Origin of the sequence: Streptomyces sp. enrichment culture (assembly GCF_964272855.1) — a bacterium.
Lineage (GTDB): Bacteria > Actinomycetota > Actinomycetes > Streptomycetales > Streptomycetaceae > Streptomyces.
On record NZ_OZ186847.1, the window covers coordinates 4,300,923 to 4,319,184 of the forward strand.

Annotated in this window: 16 protein-coding genes; 8 read left to right on the forward strand and 8 right to left on the reverse strand. The window is 68.3% G+C overall.

What is annotated here, in order from left to right; genetic code table 11:
- Positions 1 to 57: 57 nt before the first annotated feature.
- From ACSU6L_RS18630 to ACSU6L_RS18645, 4 genes are all read right to left on the reverse strand, one after another.
- Positions 58 to 552, reverse strand: a complete 495-nt coding sequence (locus ACSU6L_RS18630) for an LppU/SCO3897 family protein (protein ID WP_437058239.1) — start codon at positions 550 to 552, stop codon at positions 58 to 60.
- 121 nt (positions 553 to 673) lie between these two features.
- Positions 674 to 1,951 (reverse strand): MFS transporter, encoded by a 1,278-nt coding sequence (locus ACSU6L_RS18635; RefSeq protein ID WP_437058240.1) that lies wholly within the window; start codon positions 1,949 to 1,951, stop codon positions 674 to 676.
- A 101-nt stretch (positions 1,952 to 2,052) separates the two neighbouring features.
- Entirely contained in the window at positions 2,053 to 3,135 is a 1,083-nt protein-coding gene (locus tag ACSU6L_RS18640; RefSeq protein WP_437058242.1) for an inositol-3-phosphate synthase, read from the reverse strand.
- A gap of 45 nt (positions 3,136 to 3,180) precedes the next feature.
- Positions 3,181 to 3,864 carry a PadR family transcriptional regulator gene (locus ACSU6L_RS18645; protein ID WP_073944735.1) on the reverse strand — a complete coding sequence of 228 codons (684 nt, stop codon included), beginning with the start codon at positions 3,862 to 3,864 and terminating at the stop codon, positions 3,181 to 3,183.
- Between the two features lie 374 nt (positions 3,865 to 4,238).
- Between ACSU6L_RS18645 and ACSU6L_RS18650 the strand changes: the two genes are divergently transcribed.
- Both ACSU6L_RS18650 and ACSU6L_RS18655 read left to right on the forward strand, forming a co-directional pair.
- Positions 4,239 to 6,878 (forward strand): transglycosylase domain-containing protein, encoded by a 2,640-nt coding sequence (locus tag ACSU6L_RS18650; protein ID WP_437058243.1) that lies wholly within the window; start codon positions 4,239 to 4,241, stop codon positions 6,876 to 6,878.
- Between the two features lie 136 nt (positions 6,879 to 7,014).
- Complete coding sequence (locus ACSU6L_RS18655; protein ID WP_437064951.1) at positions 7,015 to 8,520, forward strand: glycosyltransferase family 87 protein; 1,506 nt, start codon at positions 7,015 to 7,017, stop codon at positions 8,518 to 8,520.
- A 98-nt stretch (positions 8,521 to 8,618) separates the two neighbouring features.
- Here the strand turns inward: ACSU6L_RS18655 and ACSU6L_RS18660 are convergent, their stop codons facing one another.
- The 3 genes from ACSU6L_RS18660 to ACSU6L_RS18670 all read right to left on the reverse strand — a co-directional run bounded on the left by ACSU6L_RS18660 (position 8,619) and on the right by ACSU6L_RS18670 (position 11,332).
- Positions 8,619 to 9,650, reverse strand: coding sequence for an alanine racemase (locus tag ACSU6L_RS18660; protein ID WP_437058244.1), 1,032 nt, complete (start codon positions 9,648 to 9,650; stop codon positions 8,619 to 8,621).
- A gap of 83 nt (positions 9,651 to 9,733) precedes the next feature.
- Positions 9,734 to 10,855 carry a peptidoglycan bridge formation glycyltransferase FemX gene (gene femX, locus ACSU6L_RS18665; RefSeq protein ID WP_437058245.1) on the reverse strand — a complete coding sequence of 374 codons (1,122 nt, stop codon included), beginning with the start codon at positions 10,853 to 10,855 and terminating at the stop codon, positions 9,734 to 9,736.
- Positions 10,856 to 11,029: 174 nt separating this feature from the next.
- A complete protein-coding gene (locus ACSU6L_RS18670; protein WP_437058247.1) occupies positions 11,030 to 11,332 on the reverse strand; it encodes a hypothetical protein in 303 nt (100 codons plus the stop codon).
- Positions 11,333 to 11,619: 287 nt separating this feature from the next.
- Here ACSU6L_RS18670 and rpsF point away from each other — a divergent pair, with 287 nt between their 5' ends.
- The 4 genes from rpsF to rplI all read left to right on the forward strand — a co-directional run bounded on the left by rpsF (position 11,620) and on the right by rplI (position 13,318).
- Positions 11,620 to 11,910: a 30S ribosomal protein S6 gene (gene rpsF / locus ACSU6L_RS18675; protein WP_014673750.1), complete on the forward strand. Its 291-nt coding sequence runs from the start codon at positions 11,620 to 11,622 to the stop codon at positions 11,908 to 11,910.
- A 73-nt stretch (positions 11,911 to 11,983) separates the two neighbouring features.
- Positions 11,984 to 12,571: a single-stranded DNA-binding protein gene (locus ACSU6L_RS18680; protein WP_437058248.1), complete on the forward strand. Its 588-nt coding sequence runs from the start codon at positions 11,984 to 11,986 to the stop codon at positions 12,569 to 12,571.
- A gap of 45 nt (positions 12,572 to 12,616) precedes the next feature.
- On the forward strand, positions 12,617 to 12,853 hold the full coding sequence (rpsR, locus tag ACSU6L_RS18685) for a 30S ribosomal protein S18 (RefSeq protein WP_003949403.1): 237 nt from the start codon (positions 12,617 to 12,619) through the stop codon (positions 12,851 to 12,853).
- 18 nt (positions 12,854 to 12,871) lie between these two features.
- Positions 12,872 to 13,318 (forward strand): 50S ribosomal protein L9, encoded by a 447-nt coding sequence (gene rplI / locus ACSU6L_RS18690; protein ID WP_073944741.1) that lies wholly within the window; start codon positions 12,872 to 12,874, stop codon positions 13,316 to 13,318.
- A 140-nt stretch (positions 13,319 to 13,458) separates the two neighbouring features.
- Here rplI and ACSU6L_RS18695 read toward each other — a convergent pair whose 3' ends face one another.
- On the reverse strand, positions 13,459 to 14,796 hold the full coding sequence (locus ACSU6L_RS18695) for an MATE family efflux transporter (protein ID WP_437058250.1): 1,338 nt from the start codon (positions 14,794 to 14,796) through the stop codon (positions 13,459 to 13,461).
- A gap of 460 nt (positions 14,797 to 15,256) precedes the next feature.
- Here ACSU6L_RS18695 and dnaB point away from each other — a divergent pair, with 460 nt between their 5' ends.
- Entirely contained in the window at positions 15,257 to 16,732 is a 1,476-nt protein-coding gene (dnaB, locus tag ACSU6L_RS18700) for a replicative DNA helicase (RefSeq protein WP_073944742.1), read from the forward strand.
- A 77-nt stretch (positions 16,733 to 16,809) separates the two neighbouring features.
- Positions 16,810 to 18,195: a serine hydrolase domain-containing protein gene (locus tag ACSU6L_RS18705; protein WP_437058253.1), complete on the forward strand. Its 1,386-nt coding sequence runs from the start codon at positions 16,810 to 16,812 to the stop codon at positions 18,193 to 18,195.
- The last annotated feature ends 67 nt before the right edge of the window (positions 18,196 to 18,262 follow it).

Sequence of the window (18,262 nt, forward strand, 5' to 3'; positions counted from 1 at the left end):
CCGGATGTGAAGAGGGGCGATGTTTCACGTGAAACATCGCCCCTCTCGCTGTCTGCCTTACTTCTTGTAGTCCTTCAGGCAGAGCAGGAAGTCGCTGCCGTCGCCGGACTCCGTGTAGGAGTACTGGAAGTCCTTGGCCTCCTCGGCGCACTTGGACTCGGCCGTCAGCGCGGAGTACGAACCCTCGACCTTGGCCAGCACCACGTACTCGGCCTTGGAGTCGGTGCAGTCGACGACCTCCAGGTCCGGGTTGTTGTCGTCGGAGCTGCCGCGGTGCATGCAGTCGCCGACCGCGGCGGTGTTGGCGTCGTCACGGCTGGCTATGAAACCGCCGATGGCCGCGGTGGCGACCGCGATCACGATGACGATGTTCTTGATCGTCTTGAAGCTGAGCTTGCGACGGGGCTGGGCCGGTGCGGGGGCGTACGCATCCTGCTGCGGGAAGCCGGGCTGCTGGCCGTACGGGGCCTGGGGCTGCCCCTGGGCGAACGGGTTCTGGCCCTGCGGCTGGCCCTGCGCGAACGGGTTGCCCTGGGGCGGCGGAGTGGTCACTTGGGGGTCCCCCTAGAAACTGGGTGCGTGACGCGGAAAAACGACGCGCATAAAGATCCGATAAGACCCACGTAAGTTATCGGCCCCCACTGACATCGCCGCACCCGGGAGCCGGTCTGTGTCACTGATGTGACACTTGCCGTCGCTCAAAGCGGGCCATAGCCACCGCAACCGCCGCGTAGATCAAGGCCACGACGACCACCAGCGCCGCCGACCGGCCGTCCGGCGGCAGCATCAGCGCCGCCACTCCGGCCGCGCCCACGAAGGCGACGTTGAACAGGACGTCGTAGACGGAGAAGGTGCGCCCGCGGAAGCCGTCCTCGACCGAGGACTGCACGACGGTGTCCGTGGCGATTTTGGCGCCCTGTGTGGTCAGTCCCAGCACGAAGGCCGCCACAAGGAGCGGGGCGGTGGCGAAGGGCAGTCCCAGGGCCGGTTCCAGCACGGCGGCAGCCGCCGCGCACACCGCGATCCAGCGGCCGGGGCCGAGTCGTCCGGCCGCCCAGGGCGTCACCACGGCCGCGACGAAGAACCCGGCGCCGGACACGCCCAGTGCCAGCCCCAGCAGGGCGAGCCCGTCGTCGGCGTCCGATGTCAGGGCGTATCGGCAGAGCATGAGCAACATGACGGTGAGAGCGCCGTAGCAGAACCGCATCAGCGTCATCGACGTCAGCGCCCAGGCGGCCTCCCGGCGCGGTGGCGAGGAGAGGTGGCGTACTCCCGCCACCAGATCGCGGGCGGTACCGGACAGCGCCGACGCCAGCCGCGGCCGTACCAGCTCGGGGTCCGGTCCCAGCAGCTCCCGGGGCATGCGGAGGGACGCTGCGGCTCCGCACACGTACAGGGCGGCACCCAGCAGCACCACCGCGGCGTCGGAGTCGGACACGAGCAGCCGTACGACGAAGGCGAGGCCGCCGCCGGCGGTCGCAGCCAGTGTTCCGGCGGTCGGTGAGAGGGAGTTGGCGACCACCAGGCGCTCGGCGTCCACGACGCGCGGCAGCGCGGCGGACAGGCCGGACAGCACGAAGCGGTTGACCGCGGTGACGCAGAGGGCGGAGACGTAGAAGAGCCAGTCCGGGACGTGACCGATCATCAACAGGGCGGTGACCGTGGCCAGCAGGGCGCGCAGCAGGTTGCCGTGGACGAGGACCTGGCGGCGCCGCCAGCGGTCGAGCAGGACACCGGCGAAGGGGCCGACCAGGGAGTACGGGAGCAGCAGGACCGCCATGGCGGAGGCGATCGCGGTGGGCGAGGTCTGTTTCTCCGGCGAGAAGACGACGTAGGTGGCGAGTCCGACCTGGTAGACGCCGTCGGCGCCCTGGGACAGCAGCCGTACGGCGAGCAGGCGCCGGAAGTCCCGGAAGCGGAGCAGGACGCGCAGATCACGTACGACGGCCATGGGGCCAGCCTCACATATGGGGAGGGTCCCCGGGCGCAATGCCTCGGGGACCCTCAACAGCCCAGGGAGAGCGGAGCCTTGGTGCGCGGCGCCGTGTCCGGCTAGCGCTCGACCTCGCCCTTGATGAACTTCTCGACGTTCTCGCGGGCCTCGTCGTCGAAGTACTGGACCGGCGGGGACTTCATGAAGTACGAGGACGCCGAGAGGATCGGGCCGCCGATGCCTCGGTCCTTGGCGATCTTCGCGGCGCGCAGGGCGTCGATGATGACACCCGCGGAGTTCGGGGAGTCCCAGACCTCGAGCTTGTACTCCAGGTTCAGCGGAACGTCACCGAAGGCGCGGCCCTCGAGGCGGACGTAGGCCCACTTGCGGTCGTCGAGCCACGCGACGTAGTCGGACGGGCCGATGTGGACGTTCTTCTCGCCGAGCTCCCGGTCGGGGATCTGCGAGGTGACGGCCTGCGTCTTGGAGATCTTCTTGGACTCCAGGCGCTCGCGCTCGAGCATGTTCTTGAAGTCCATGTTGCCGCCGACGTTCAGCTGCATCGTGCGGTCCAGGATGACACCGCGGTCCTCGAACAGCTTCGCCATGACGCGGTGCGTGATGGTGGCGCCGACCTGGGACTTGATGTCGTCACCGACGATCGGGACGCCCGCCTCGGTGAACTTGTCCGCCCACTCCTTGGTGCCGGCGATGAAGACCGGGAGGGCGTTGACGAAGGCGACCTTGGCGTCGATGGCGCACTGGGCGTAGTACTTCGCCGCGTCCTCGGAGCCGACGGGCAGGTAGCAGACGAGGACGTCGACCTGCTTGTCCTTGAGGACCTGGACGATGTCGACCGGCTCCTCGGCGGACTCCTCGATGGTCTCGCGGTAGTACTTGCCGAGGCCGTCGAGGGTGTGGCCGCGCTGCACGGTCACGCCGGTGCTGGGCACGTCGCAGATCTTGATGGTGTTGTTCTCGGAGGCGCCGATGGCGTCCGCGAGGTCGAGACCGACCTTCTTCGCGTCGACATCGAACGCGGCGACGAACTCCACGTCACGGACGTGGTAGTCGCCGAACTGGACGTGCATCAGGCCGGGGACCTTGGACGCCGGGTCGGCGTCCTTGTAGTACTCGACTCCCTGCACCAGCGACGCGGCGCAGTTGCCCACGCCGACGATGGCTACGCGAACCGAACCCATTCCGGTTGCTCCCTGTGTGTACTCGGTGAGGCCCTGACGGGAGCCTCACGTGGCGGTGTCGCCGGGCGTATCCGGCCGGGTGTCGTCCCCGGGCCGGGGCAGGCCGCCCGTCGCTCCAGATGTGGTGTCCTGCTGAGCGGTCTCCCCGGAGGCGGAACCCCGGAGGTCCCGCCCGGCCCGCTCGCTCTCGATGAGCTCGTTCAGCCAGCGCACTTCGCGCTCCACGGACTCCATTCCGTGGCGCTGGAGCTCGAGGGTGTAGTCGTCGAGGCGCTCTCGGGTGCGCGCCAGGGAGGCGCGCATCTTCTCCAGGCGCTCCTCCAGCCGGCTGCGGCGGCCCTCCAGCACGCGCATGCGTACATCGCGCGACGTCTGCCCGAAGAAGGCGAACCGCGCGGCGAAGTGCTCGTCCTCGTACGCGTCGGGGCCGGTCTGCGAGAGCAGCTGCTCGAAGTGCTCTTTACCCGCGGCCGTCAACCGGTAGACGATCTTGGCGCGGCGCCCCGCGAGCGCGGTGGCCGGCGCCTCCTCGGCGCTTTGGCCCGGCTCTTCGATCAACCAGCCGTTTGCGACCAGCGTCTTGAGGCACGGGTAGAGCGTCCCGTAGCTGAACGCACGGAACACACCCAGTGACGTATTGAGTCGTTTGCGCAGCTCGTAGCCGTGCATCGGAGATTCGCGGAGCAGGCCGAGTACGGCGAACTCAAGGATCCCGGAACGCCGGCTCATGGTCGCCTCCTCTCTTCCGCGGTCGTGCCGTCACGGTCTTTATGTCGTGCTGATGTATCGACTCGATACATCAGCACGATAGAACGGCCCCCCTCTTGCGACAAGAGGGGGAATCGTGAACGGCGTCACATCACCGATTCGTTGGATGCGAGTTGCCTGTTTTGGGGTGAACTTCAGGGCTCGGTGGGTTTTGGCGCTGCGTAGTCTGTGCGGCATGCACACCACCGGGAACCGAGTTGCGACTGGGGGCGTCCCTGTCCCTGGTGCAGTACGGGTGAATGCGGAACAGACCACATCCGTACTTCGGGGGGACCGGAAACCAGCCGCCGTTTCCAGGCGCGCAAGGGTGCGCCTGCCCGAGGAGTAGTCGTTCGATGAGCGAGCACCGTCGCAAACCGCCGCAGCCGCAGGGAGGCGGACGTGCCGCGGCCCGACGCGGCCAGTCCGGCTCGTCCTCCGGCCGCCGAGCGGCACCGCGAGGCGCCACTGGGTCTCCTTCCGACGCATTTGGGTCGGGTTCCCACGGGGCGGAAGGAGAACAGTCGTACGGCGGCCGCGCCGAGGCGCGCCGGGCCGCCCAGAGAAGTACGGGCGGACGCCGCAGAGTGGCCGAGAACGGCCGCCGAGGTCCCGGCGGTCCGAGCGGTCCCGGACGGGGCCGCGGGCGGGCCGACACCTCCGGCCGGAAGCGGTTCATCGACTACCCGCGCGCCGGCAAGTACGGCTGGCAGCGCTGGGTGCCTTCCTGGAAGTTCGTCTCCGGTCTGTTCCTGGCGTTCTTCGGCAGCCTGGTCGCCATCGCCGGCATCGGCTACGCCATGGTGGGCGTCCCCAGCGAGGAGAACGCCGCGGCGCTGTCGCAGAACAACGTCTACTACTGGGCGGACGGCACCCAGATGGTGGCGACGGGCGCGGGAGAGAACCGCCAGAACGTCACCATCGAGCAGATCCCCAAGCACATGCGGTTCGCGGTGATCTCGGCCGAGAACAAGACGTTCTACGACGACTCCGGCGTCGACCCCATGGGCATCGTCCGTGCCCTGGGCAACATGGCGACCGGCGGTGACACGCAGGGCGGTTCGACGATCACCCAGCAGTTCGTCAAGAACACCTACCTGTCCCAGGAGCAGACCGTCTCCCGGAAGTTCAAGGAGATGTTCATCTCGATCAAGGTGGGCAACGAGCTCACCAAGGACGAGATCCTGCAGGGCTACCTGAACACCTCGTACTACGGGCGGGGCGCGTACGGCATCCAGGCCGCGGCCCAGACGTACTACAGCAAGGACGCGATCGACCTCACCGCCAGCGAGTCCGCCTTCCTCGCGGCCCTGCTGAAGGGCCCGACGTACTACGACCCGGCGGGCAACGAGGGCATCGACAGGACGGCGACCCGGGACGCCAACCGCGAGCGGTCCGAGAAGCGGTGGCGCTGGATCCTCGGCGAGATGAACAAGGACGGCCACCTCTCGGACGCCGAGTACCAGAAGGCCGTCAGCAAGTACCCCGAGCCTGACGACCGCAAGGCGATCAAGGGGATGACCGGCCAGGTCAGCTACCTGGTCGACACCGCCAAGAAGTACGTGCTGGCCCACTCCGACATCACGGAAGCCAAGTTCGACCAAGGCGGCTACCAGATCTACACGACCTTCGAGAAGAAGAAGGTCGACGCCCTGGCCAAGGCCGTCAAGAAGGTCGAGAAGGAGCACATCGACCCGGAGAACCGGGAGCTGGACAAGCACGTCCAGTTCGGCGCCGCGTCGGTGCGGCCCAACGACGGCGCGATCGTCGCGCTCTACGGCGGCGCGGGCTACGAGAACGGCCACTTCACCAACAACGCCGACACCGCCGGTGTCCCCGTCGGTTCGACCTGGAAGCCGTTCGTGCTCGCCGCGGCCATGCAGTACGGCACGTACAAGAGCGACGGCGTCGGCGTCTCGCCGATGAGCAAGTACAACGGCAACGACCACCTCAAGGTCCAGAAGCCGGACGGCACCTACTACCTCAAGAAGGACAACTCGCTCTTCTACCAGGAGAACGAGAGCGACCATCCCTGGGGCTACATCACCCTGCACAAGGCGATGGAGCAGTCCGTCAACACGCCGTTCGTGCAGCTCGGCGTCGATGTCGGCATGGAGAAGGTGCGGGACGTCGCCAAGGAGGCGGGCATCCTGGACCAGAGCTTCTCCGACATCAACCCGTCCTTCGCGCTCGGCACCTCGACGCCCAGTGCGATCCGCATGGCCGACGCCTACGCGACGTTCGCGGCGTCCGGCAAGCAGGCCGACCCGTACTCGGTGAAGGAGGTCAAGGAGGGCGGTCAGCCTCTGCCCGGGTTCGACAAGCCGAAGGTCGCGCAGGCGATGCCCGACAACGTGGCCAACAACGTCACGAAGGTCCTCGAGAACGTCATCGAGAACGGCACGGGTAAGAACGCCAAGGCCCTGGGGCGGACGGCGGCCGGCAAGACCGGTACCACCGATGAGAACAAGTCCGCCTGGTTCGTCGGTTACACCCAGCAGCTGTCGACCTCGATCGCGATGTTCCGCGAGAACCCCAAGAGCCATGCGCTGCTCTCCATGAACGGCACGGCCGGTGTCGACTCCATCCACGGTGGTGACATCCCGACCCAGGTGTGGACCGAGTACATGAAGGTCGCGCTGAAGGGGAAGCCCGACCCCGGCTTCCCGGAGCCCACTCCGATCGGAGACGTCTTCGACCAGGTGGGCGCCCCGTCGCCGACGCCGTCCGTCACCGTGGAGCCCAGCGAGACCGAGACGGAGGAGGCGAGCCCGTCGCCCAGCGCGTCCGAGACGTCGCCCACTCCCAGTCCCTCGGAGAGCAAGCAGTGCCGTCCGTTCGAGTGGTGCGGTGACGACGGCGGCACCGACACGGGAGGCACAGGCGGCGATGTGACGCCGACACCCACGGCCAGCGAGACATTCGACACCGGCGGCAACGGAAATGGCGGAGGCAATGGGAACGGCGGAATCTTCGCAGGAACCTCAGCTGAGTGACGCCGGTCGTCACGGCTCGTCCTGACCGTGGCGGAGTGCCCCTGTTTCACGTGAAACCCTTCGTTTCACGTGAAACAGGGGCACTTTTCTTGTCGTGGGCCGACGTCACCGTGGACTCTCAGCCGCGTACGGCAGGATGTGCCCCATGCCCAGTGCAGAAACGACGCAGACGAGCGCGCACGAGCAGGACCGGGTACGGCCGACGAAGGCCGATGAGGTCGCCGCGGTCGGCAGCGAGCTGATCGGCGGCCCCGTCGGGCGGCACGCCCTGCTGGGGACGTCCTGGTGGACTCCCGTACGGGTGATCGCGCTCGTGGCGATCGGCATGTTCGCCCTCGGCCTGGTCCAGAAGGCGCCCTGCTACGACGGAGCCTGGTTCTTCGGCGCCAGCTCCCAGTACACGCACGCGTGCTACTCGGACATTCCGCACCTCTACCAGGGCCGCGGTTTCGCCGACGGGCTGGTGCCGTACTTCGACCGGCTGCCCGGCGACATGGAGTACCTGGAGTATCCGGTGCTGACCGGAGTCTTCATGGAGGTCGCCGCGTGGCTCACCACGGGCAGCGGCAGCATCCAGCACCAGGAGCAGTGGTACTGGATGGTCAACGCCGGGATGCTGATGGTCTGCGCGGCCGTCATCGCCGTGTGCGTGACCCGGACGCACGTCCGTCGCCCCTGGGACGGCCTGCTGGTCGCTCTCGCGCCCGCCTTCGCGCTGACGGCCACCATCAACTGGGACCTGCTGGCCGTCGCCCTGACGGCCGCGGCGATGCTGATGTGGGCCCGTGGCCGCTCCCTCGCCTTCGGTGTCCTCCTGGGGCTCGCCACGGCCGCCAAGCTCTACCCCTTCCTGCTGCTCGGCCCGCTGCTCGTGCTGTGCTGGCGGACCGGCAAATGGCGGGACTTCGGGAAAGCCGTGAGCGGTGCCGTCGTCGCCTGGGTCGTGGTGAACGGGCCGGTGATGCTCTTCGCCTTCGAGGGCTGGTCGAAGTTCTACCGCTTCAGCCAGGAACGCGGTGTCGACTTCGGCTCCTTCTGGCTGATCATGGCGCAGAACTCCAGCGACCCGCTCGACACCGAGACGGTCAACACCCTCGCCACCCTGCTGATGGCGCTGTGCTGCGTGGGCGTCGCGGCCCTCGCCCTCACCGCTCCGCGCCGTCCGCGCTTCGCCCAGCTGGCCTTCCTGATCGTCGCGGCGTTCATCATCACCAACAAGGTCTACTCGCCGCAGTACGTGCTGTGGCTGGTGCCGCTGGCCGCACTGGCCCGGCCCCGTTGGCGGGACTTCCTGATCTGGCAGGCGTGCGAGGTCATGTACTTCCTGGGCATCTGGATGTACCTCGCGTACACGACCAGCGGTGACGCCCACAAGGGGCTGCCGACCGACGGTTACCACTGGGCGGTCGGCCTGCACCTGGTGGGGACGCTGTACCTGTGCGCCATCGTCGTGCGCGACATCCTCATGCCGGAACGGGACGTGGTGCGCCGGGACGGCGACGACGACCCCTCCGGGGGTGTGCTCGACGAGGCGGAGGATGTCTTCGTCCTCGGCGCCGCGGCTCATCCGTCGCGCCACACGGCCGACTTCGAGGGGCCGCAGGTGGAGTGGGGCGCTTCAAAGACAGATGGTTCGCTCTGAGCGAACACGATGAAGAGGCGTCACGCAGAAGGCCGTACGCGGGGGTACCGCGTACGGCCTTCTGCGTGACTCAGGACTGAGGGGCGCGCCCCGTCAGGTCAGCGGTCCACGATCCGGTCGAACTGCGTGGTGGTGTGCCGCAGATGGGCCACCAGCTCGTCGCCGACCTTCGGCTCCGTGGCGTCGGACGGCACGAAGAGGATGGACACCTGCATGTGCGGCGGCTCCGCGAACCAGCGCTGCTTGCCTGCCCAGACGAACGGAGAGAGGTTCCGGTTGACCGTGGCGAGGCCGGCCCGGGCGACGCCCTTGGCGCGCGGCATGACGCCGTGCAGCGCCTTGGGGGCCTCCAGACCCACCCCGTGCGACGTTCCGCCCGCCACGACCACCAGGAAGCCGTCGGAGGCGGCCTTCTGCTGCCGGTAGCCGAAGCGGTCGCCCTTGGCGACCCGGGTCACGTCCAGCACCGCGCCGCGGTACTCCGTGGCCTCGTGGTCGCCGAGCCACAGCCGCGTGCCGATGCGGGCACGGAACCGGGTCTGCGGGAACTGCTGCTGGAGCCGGGCCAGTTCGTCGGCCTTGAGGTGGCTGACGAACATGGTGTGCAGCGGCAGCCGGGCCGCGCGCAGCCGGTCCATCCAGCCGATGACCTCCTCGACGGCGTCCGAGCCGTCGGTGCGGTCCAGCGGCAGATGCATCGCGAAGCCCTCGAGGCGGACGTTCTCGATGGCCGCGTGCAGCTGCGGCAGGTCCTGCTCGCTGATGCCGTGCCGCTTCATCGAGGACATCACCTCGATGACGACCCGGGCGCCCACGAGGCCGTACACGCCGTCGATCGACGACACCGAGCGGATGACGCGGTCGGGCAGCGGTACGGGCTCCTCGCCGCGCCGGTAGGGCGTGAGCACCAGCAGGTCACCGCCGAACCAGTCCTTGATCCGCGCGGCCTCGTACGTGGTGCCGACGGCCAGCATGTCGGAGCCCAGCCGGGTGGCCTCCTCCGCGAGCCGATCGTGCCCGAAGCCGTAGCCGTTGCCCTTGCAGACCGGGACCAGCCCCGGGAACTGCTCCTGCACGTGCTTGTGGTGCGCCCGCCAGCGCGCGGTGTCGACGTAGAGCGTGAGCGCCATGGCCGGACCTGGAACCTTTCTCGTGGCTGCGGTGTATCAGAGGTATGGAAGCTGTCGAAGCTATCGAAGCAAACGCCCCGGGCTCAGCGGCGCGACATGTAGATGTCGAGTGCCTTGTGGAGCAGCTTGTTCAGCGGGAAGTCCCACTCGCCGAGGTACTCGGCGGCCTGGCCGCCCGTGCCCACCTTGAACTGGATCAGACCGAAGAGGTGGTCGGACTCGTCCAGCGAGTCGGAGATGCCTCGCAGGTCGTAGACGGTCGCGCCGAGCGCGTAGGCGTCGCGCAGCATCCGCCACTGCATCGCGTTCGAGGGCCGGACCTCACGCCCGATGTTGTCGGAGGCCCCGTAGGAGTACCAGACGTGTCCGCCGACGATCAGCATCGTCGCTGCCGAAAGGTTCACCCCGTTGTGCCGGGCGAAGTACAGCCGCATGCGGTTGGGGTCCTCGCTGTTGAGGGCCGTCCACATGCGCTGGAAGTAGGACAGCGGGCGGGGCCGGAAGTGGTCGCGCACAGCGGTGATCTCGTACAGCCGCTGCCACTCCTCCAGGTCGTGGTATCCGCCCTGGACGACCTCGACCCCGGCCTTCTCGGCCTTCTTGATGTTGCGGCGCCACAGCTGGTTGAAGTTCTTGTGCACCTCTTCCAGGGAGCGGTTGGCCAGCGGCACCTGGAAGACATAGCGGGGCTGCACGTCGCCGAAGCCGGCGCCGCCGTCCTCGCCCTGCTGCCAGCCCATGCGGCGGAGCTTGTCGGCCACCTCGAAGGCGCGCGGCTCGATGAAGTCGGCCTCGATGTCGCGCAGGCGCTTCACGTCCGGGTTCTGGATGCCCTGCTTGATGGACGTAGCGTCCCAGCGCCGGATGATGACCGGCGGGCCCATCTTCACCGAGAAGGCACCCTGCTGCTTCAGGTGCGCCAGCATCGGCTGCATCCAGTCCTCGAGGTTCGGCGCGAACCAGTTGATGACCGGACCCTCGGGCAGATAGGCGAGGTACCGCTTGATCTTCGGCAGCTGGCGGTACAGGACGAGGCCCGCGCCGACCAGCTCGCCGGTCCGGTCGTCGAACCAGCCCAGGTTCTCCGACCGCCACTCCGCCTTGACGTCAGCCCATGCCGGCACCTGCATGTGACTCGCCGCCGGCAGGCTCTGGATGTACGCCAGATGCTGCTCGCGACTGATGGTCCTCAGGGTCAGGCTCATTCGGGGCGCTCCTCGGGCTGGTGTGTCCCCATGGGTCAGGGGCTCCGGCTCTAGCGCCGAAGCCTACTGCGCCCGCAGAGCGGCCAGGCTGGGCGTACGGCACCTTGGCCACGGCCTGCCGGCCGCCGGGGTGGGGACGAGGTCTGTCGGCCCGGCGGCCGGGTGGGTGTCGTGTCAGCCGAAGAGGCCGCCGCGCGCCATACCGAGGAAGAAGCCGACGGCGGAGGCACCGAGGCCCAGGATCAGTCCGAAGCGTTCGCGGGTCGTTTCCGAGATCCACTGGCCGTACGCACCGGTGAAGATCCCCGCCAGCCCGGTCCAGGAAGCCAGCAGATGCAGGCTGTCGAACTGCGCCGTGACGAAGGAGACCACTCCGAGTACCAGGGTCACCACCATCAGCGTGTCCTGGACAGGGTGGGACCTGCCGTCGGTGGCGAAGAGGGAACCGGCGGTGTTGGGTCGCAATGCCTGTGCCATGAGGCACCTCCTTGCGGAAGGCGGCGCACTGTAGCGCCATACACACCCGATGTGTACAGATTGACGGCCTTCGCGGCCGGATTTCAACCGGAAGCTCGTGTGCGGGTACTCTGTACCGTCTGCACCGGTGTCTGCCCAGGCACGGCTGGGGGATAACGCCAGACCCACCTGGGACGTCGCTCACCGACCTCTGATTGTCAGTGGCGACCGATACCGTTGCGTACGCATCACAACCCTCCTGCCACGGAACGACCGTGGCCGCTGAGTCCAAAGGAGGTGGGTTCCACATGCGTCACTACGAGGTGATGGTCATCCTCGACCCCGATCTCGAGGAGCGCGCTGTCTCCCCGCTGATCGAGAACTTCCTTTCTGTCGTCCGTGACGGCGGCGGAAAGGTCGAGAAGGTCGACACCTGGGGCCGTCGTCGTCTCGCGTACGAGATCAAGAAGAAGCCCGAGGGCATCTACTCGGTCATCGACCTGCAGGCCGAGCCTGCGGTCGTCAAGGAGCTCGACCGCCAGATGAACCTGAACGAGTCGGTCCTCCGGACCAAGGTCCTCCGCCCCGAGACCCACTGAGCTCTCCCGCTCAGCTGATCTCGGGAAACGAGTAGCACCACCAGCAGCCCGCAAACCCGCCGAGAGGTTCCCCATGGCAGGCGAGACCGTCATCACGGTCATCGGCAATCTTGTCGACGACCCCGAGCTGCGCTTCACCCCCTCCGGTGCGGCCGTCGCGAAGTTCCGTGTCGCGTCCACTCCCCGCACCTTCGACCGTCAGACCAACGAGTGGAAGGACGGCGAGAGCCTCTTCCTGACCTGCTCGGTCTGGCGTCAGGCGGCGGAGAACGTCGCCGAGTCGCTTCAGCGAGGCATGCGCGTCATCGTGCAGGGCCGTCTGAAGCAGCGGTCCTACGAGGACCGTGAGGGTGTCAAGCGCACGGTCTTCGAGCTGGACGTCGAGGAAGTCGGCCCCAGCCTCCGCAACGCCACGGCCAAGGTCACCAAGACCAGCGGCCGAGGCGGCCAGGGTGGCCAGGGTGGCCAGGGTGGTTACGGCGGCGGCGGCCAGCAGGGCGGCGGCTGGGGCGGTGGCCCCGGCGGCGGCCAGCAGGGTGGCGGCGCTCCCGCCGACGACCCGTGGGCGACCGGCGCTCCCGCCGGCGGCCAGCAGGGTGGCGGCGGCTGGGGCAGCGGCTCCGGCGGCGGTGGCGGCTACTCGGACGAGCCTCCCTTCTAAGGGCGGGCTCGCACCCCAACTTCTTGATCACACAGGAGAAACACCATGGCGAAGCCGCCTGTGCGCAAGCCGAAGAAGAAGGTCTGCGCGTTCTGCAAGGACAAGGTCACGTACGTGGACTACAAGGACACGAACATGCTGCGGAAGTTCATTTCCGACCGCGGCAAGATCCGTGCCCGCCGCGTGACCGGCAACTGCACGCAGCACCAGCGTGACGTCGCCACGGCCGTCAAGAACAGCCGTGAGATGGCGCTGCTGCCCTACACGTCCACCGCGCGCTAAGGGAAGGGTGACCGACTAATGAAGATCATCCTCACCCACGAGGTCTCCGGCCTCGGTGCCGCCGGCGACGTCGTCGACGTCAAGGACGGCTACGCTCGCAACTACCTGATCCCGCGGAAGTTCGCGATCCGCTGGACCAAGGGTGGCGAGAAGGACGTCGAGCAGATCCGTCGTGCTCGCAAGATCCACGAGATCCAGACCATCGAGCAGGCCAACGCTGTGAAGGCCCAGCTCGAGGGCGTCAAGGTCCGCCTGGCCGTTCGCTCCGGCGACGCCGGCCGCCTCTTCGGTTCCGTCACCCCGGCCGACGTCGCTTCGGCGATCAAGGCCGCCGGCGGTCCCGAGGTCGACAAGCGCCGCATCGAGCTCGGCGCGCCGATCAAGACCCTGGGCGCCCACGAGACGTCCGTGCGTCTGCACCCCGAGGTTGCCGCCAAGGTCAACATCGAGGTTGTCGCGGCCTGATCGCCGCGCTCGGCTTGAACAGCTGAGAGAGGGGCCGCACCCTGCTGGGTGCGGCCCCGCTTCGTATGTGCCGTTTCACGTGGAACGACGGTTTCACGTGAAACGGTCGGTGGCCGTGCGTCCGGTCGTGTCCGGCAGCGTCAGCGGGCGGCCCCCGTGACGACCCAGCGGCCCGAGCGGGCTCGCCACCACAGGGTCGCCATCCGCGTGATCATCATCAGCGTCATCGCGATCCACAGCGCGGTGAGCCCACCGCCGAACGTGGGGATCAACAGGGCCACCGGAGTGAAGACGGCCAGCGTGAGGACCATCGCCCAGGCCAGATACGGTCCGTCGCCCGCGCCCATCAGGACACCGTCCAGGACGAAGACCACGCCGCTGATCGGCTGCGAGAGCGCCACCACGAGCAGAGCGGGCAGCGCCGCGTCCTTCACGGCGGAGTCGCTGGTGAACAGCGGGAGGAAGAGCGGCCGGGACACGATCACCAGAACACCCAGCAGGATGCCGACGGCGATGCCCCACTGCACCATGCGGCGGCAGACGTCCCGGGCACCCTGCCCGTCACCGGCGCCCAGGTAGCGGCCGATGATGGCCTGTCCGGCGATGGCGATGGCGTCGAGTGCGAAGGCCAGCAGACTCCACAGCGACAGGATGATCTGATGGGCGGCGATCTCCGCGTCGCCGAGTCGGGCCGCGACAGCGGTGGCGATCATCAGGATCGCTCGCAGGGAGAGCGTGCGCACCAGCAGCGGGACGCCCGCCTGGGCAGAGGCCTTGATCCCGGCGGCATCGGGCCGCAGAGAGGCTCCGTGCCGGCGGGCACCGCGGACGACGACCACGAGGTAGGCGGCGGCCATGGCGCACTGGGCCAGCACGGTTCCCCAGGCGGAACCGGCGATGCCGAGGTCGGCGCCGTAGACGAGACCCGCGTTGAGAGCGCCGTTGGCGACGAAGCCCGCGATGGCGACGTAGAGCGGTGTCTTGGTGTCCTGCAGTCCGCGCAGCACTCCGGTCGCCGCGAGGACGACGAGCATGGCGGGTATGCCCAGCGCCGAGATGCGCAGATAGGTGGTCGCGTAGGGGGCGGCTGTGTCCGACGCTCCGAACAGTTCGATCAGGGCGGGGGCTGTGGGCAGGACGACGGCGATCACTCCGGCGCCCAGGAGCATGGCCAGCCAGATGCCGTCCATGCCCTGCCGGATGGCGGCCTGGAGTTCGCCGGCGCCGACGCGGCGGGCCACGGCCGCGGTGGTGGCGTAGGCCAGGAAGACGAAGATGCTCACCGCCGTCATCAGGAGGGCGGAGGCGACGCCGAGACCGGCGAGTTGTGCCGTGCCCAGGTGGCCGACGATCGCGCTGTCGGCCATGACGAACAAGGGCTCGGCGACCAGTGCGCCAAAGGCCGGTACGGCCAGCGCGACGATCTCCCGATCGTGCCGTCGTGCGGTAGCTGCGGGGGTCGCGGGAGCCTGTGTCATGAGCACCAATCTAATCGTCCACAGGTAAGAGATGCAAAGCCAATGTGCCCCTTACTGTGAGTCTCGCCGCGCGCGGTTCTGTGCACGGTGTGAACTGATCTTGATCCGACTGAGGAAGTTTTTCTTCTGCACAGCCGGTGGATGGTAAAGCCGCTGGTCAGGGTCGTTTGTCGGGGCGGCGCGAGTTCTTGTTCACAGGGCTGTCCACCGTGTCGTGCACAGGTTTCGGGCAGTTCTCCACAGCATCGGGCTCGTCGTCCACATGGCCTGTGGATAACCAGATTGGCTGACGGTGCCCGGGGCCCTACCGTGGTCCGGCGCCCACTCCGCCCGCCGACCGGGAAACCGTCACAAAACAGGCGGGCCAGAACCGGAGTTGGGCCTCTCGTTTTGTCAGTGCCGTGCCGTAGAAAAGAGAGGCGCGGCGAGGTCCGCTCCGCGGACGGGAGGAGGTGGCTCGGTGAGCATTTCCGAGCCCTTGGACGATCCGTGGGCCGACAGTGGTCCCAGCGATCGCCTGCCCTCCCGTCGCCGTCCCGACGCCGGCCGGGGGCGCGACGAGCAGCACGACCGCGGCAGTGAGAACGGCGCCTGGGACGGCGGAGGCTCCGCCTTCGAGCGGGTGCCGCCGCAGGACCTCAACGCCGAACAGTCCGTGCTCGGCGGCATGCTGCTGTCCAAGGACGCCATCGCCGACGTCGTCGAGATCCTCAAGGGCCACGACTTCTACAAGCCGGCCCACGAGACGATCTACCAGGCCATCCTCGACGTCTACGCCAAGGGCGAGCCGGCCGACCCCATCACCATCGCCGCCGAGCTGACCAAGCGCGGCGAGATCAACAAGGTCGGCGGTGCCGCTTATCTGCACACCCTCGTCCAGACGGTGCCGACGGCGGCGAACGCGGAGTACTACGCGGAGATCGTCCACGAGCGCGCGGTCCTGCGCCGCCTGGTCGAGGCCGGCACCCGGATCACCCAGATGGGATACGCCGCGGACGACGACGTCGACGAGATCGTCAACCGCGCCCAGGCCGAGATCTATGCGGTCACCGAGCAGCGCACCAGCGAGGACTACCTGCCGCTCGGCGACATCATGGAGGGCGCGCTCGACGAGATCGAGGCGATCGGCTCGCGCAGCGGCGAGATGACCGGTGTCCCCACTGGCTTCACCGACTTCGACTCGCTCACCAACGGCCTGCACCCGGGCCAGATGATCGTCATCGCCGCGCGTCCCGCCATGGGTAAGTCGACGCTGGCGCTGGACTTCGCCCGGGCCGCGTCGATCAAGCACAACCTGCCCAGCGTGATCTTCTCCCTCGAGATGGGCCGCAACGAGATCGCGATGCGTCTGCTGTCCGCCGAGGCCCGGGTCGCGCTGCACCACATGCGCTCCGGCACGATGACCGACGAGGACTGGACCCGCCTGGCCCGCCGGATGCCCGACGTCTCCGCAGCGCCGCTCTACATCGACGACTCCCCGAACCTGTCGATGATGGAGATCCGCGCCAAGTGCCGCCGCCTCAAGCAGCGCAACGACCTCCGGCTGGTCGTCATCGACTACCTCCAGCTGATGCAGTCCGGCGGTTCGAAGCGGGCCGAGAGCCGGCAGCAGGAGGTCTCGGACATGTCCCGTAACCTCAAGCTCCTCGCCAAGGAGCTGGAGATCCCGGTCATCGCGCTCTCCCAGCTGAACCGTGGTCCCGAGCAGCGCACCGACAAGAAGCCGATGGTCTCGGACCTCCGAGAGTCCGGCTCCATCGAGCAGGACGCCGACATGGTCATCCTGTTGCACCGCGAGGACGCCTACGAGAAGGAGTCCCCCCGCGCGGGCGAGGCCGACCTGATCGTCGCCAAGCACCGAAACGGCCCCACGGCGACGATCACCGTCGCCTTCCAGGGCCACTACTCGCGATTCGTGGACATGGCACAGACCTGATCCCCTATCGGCCGACGGGCCGCGCGGAACCCGGAAATCAACTCGACCCCCGGTCCCGCGCGGTATGGACTGGGCACATGACGACAACTCAGGAAGAGCTGCTGCCCGGCACACAGCGGGCGCTGTTGCACCGGATCGCCGTGGCGCAGGCCGAAGGGCGGACTCCGTCGCTGGTGGCGGCCGTGGTCAGGGGCGGGCGGGTCGTGTGGCACGGGGCGCGGACCTCGGTCGACGGGCACGCGCCGGACGAGAACGTGCAGTACCGGATCGGTTCGATCACCAAGACCTTCACCGCGGTCCTCGTCCTCCGGCTGCGCGACGAGGGCGTGCTCGACCTCGGTGACCCGCTGGAGAAGCACCTGCCGGGCACCGGTGCGGGGGAGGCCACCATCGCCGAACTCCTGGCGCACACCAGCGGCCTGGCCGCCGAGAGCCCCGCGCCCTGGTGGGAACGGACGCCCGGATCACTGCGCCCCGAACTCTCGGACGTCCTCGGCGACCAGCCCTTCCGGCATCCGGTCGGCCGCCGCCACCACTACTCGAATCCCGGCTACACCGTGCTCGGCGCACTCGTGGAGAAGTTGCGCGGTGCGCCTTGGGAGGACGTGCTGCGGCGGGAGGTGCTCGAGCCTCTGGGGCTGAACCGGACGAGCGCCCAGCCGTCCGCCCCGCACGCCGGTGGCTGGGCGGTGCATCCATGGGCCGACGTGCTGCTGCCGGAGCCTTTGGAGGACCTGGGCCGGATGGCCGCGGCCGGGCAACTGTGGTCGACGACCGCTGACTTGGCCAAGTTCGCCGCCTTCCTGATGTACGGCGACGAGCGGGTGCTGAGTGCGGAGAGCGTACGGGAGATGCGGGCGCCCGCGGCCCCGGCGGAGCCCGCGGATGTCGCCGACGGGGTCACGTACGGCCTCGGACTGCAGATCCAGCACCGGGACGGCCGACTGCTCGCGGGCCACTCGGGCTCGCTGCCGGGCTTCCTGGCGAACCTCACCATGAACGTGGACGACGACGTGGCGGCGGTGGTGCTGACCAACTGCACCTCTGGGCCGCTGCCGGGTTCTGTGGGAGCCGATCTCGTACGCATCGTCGCCGAGGCGGAGCCGAGGATCCCCGAGCCCTGGCGTCCGCTGCCCGAAGTCGACCTGTCCGTACTGGAGCTGGCGGGCCAGTGGTACTGGGGGACGCAGGTGTTCGCCCTGCGGCTCACCGCCGATGGCGGGGTCTCACTGGGCCCGCTGACTGCCGCAGGCCGCCGTTCGCGGTTCCGGGCGAACGGCGACGGGACCTGGACCGGGCTGGAGGGCTACTACGCCGGCGAGCTGCTGCGGGCCGTACGGCGGCCGGACGGGTCGGTGAGTCATCTGGACCTCGGCTCGTTCGTCTTCACGCGTCAGCCGTACGACGAGACGGCCGATGTACCGGGCGGCGTGGACCCCGAGGGCTGGCGAGGGATCAAGTAGGCGCCGGAGAGAGGCGCCGACGAAGAAGGGCACCAAGGGAGAAGGGGCTCGGTTTCACGTGAAACAG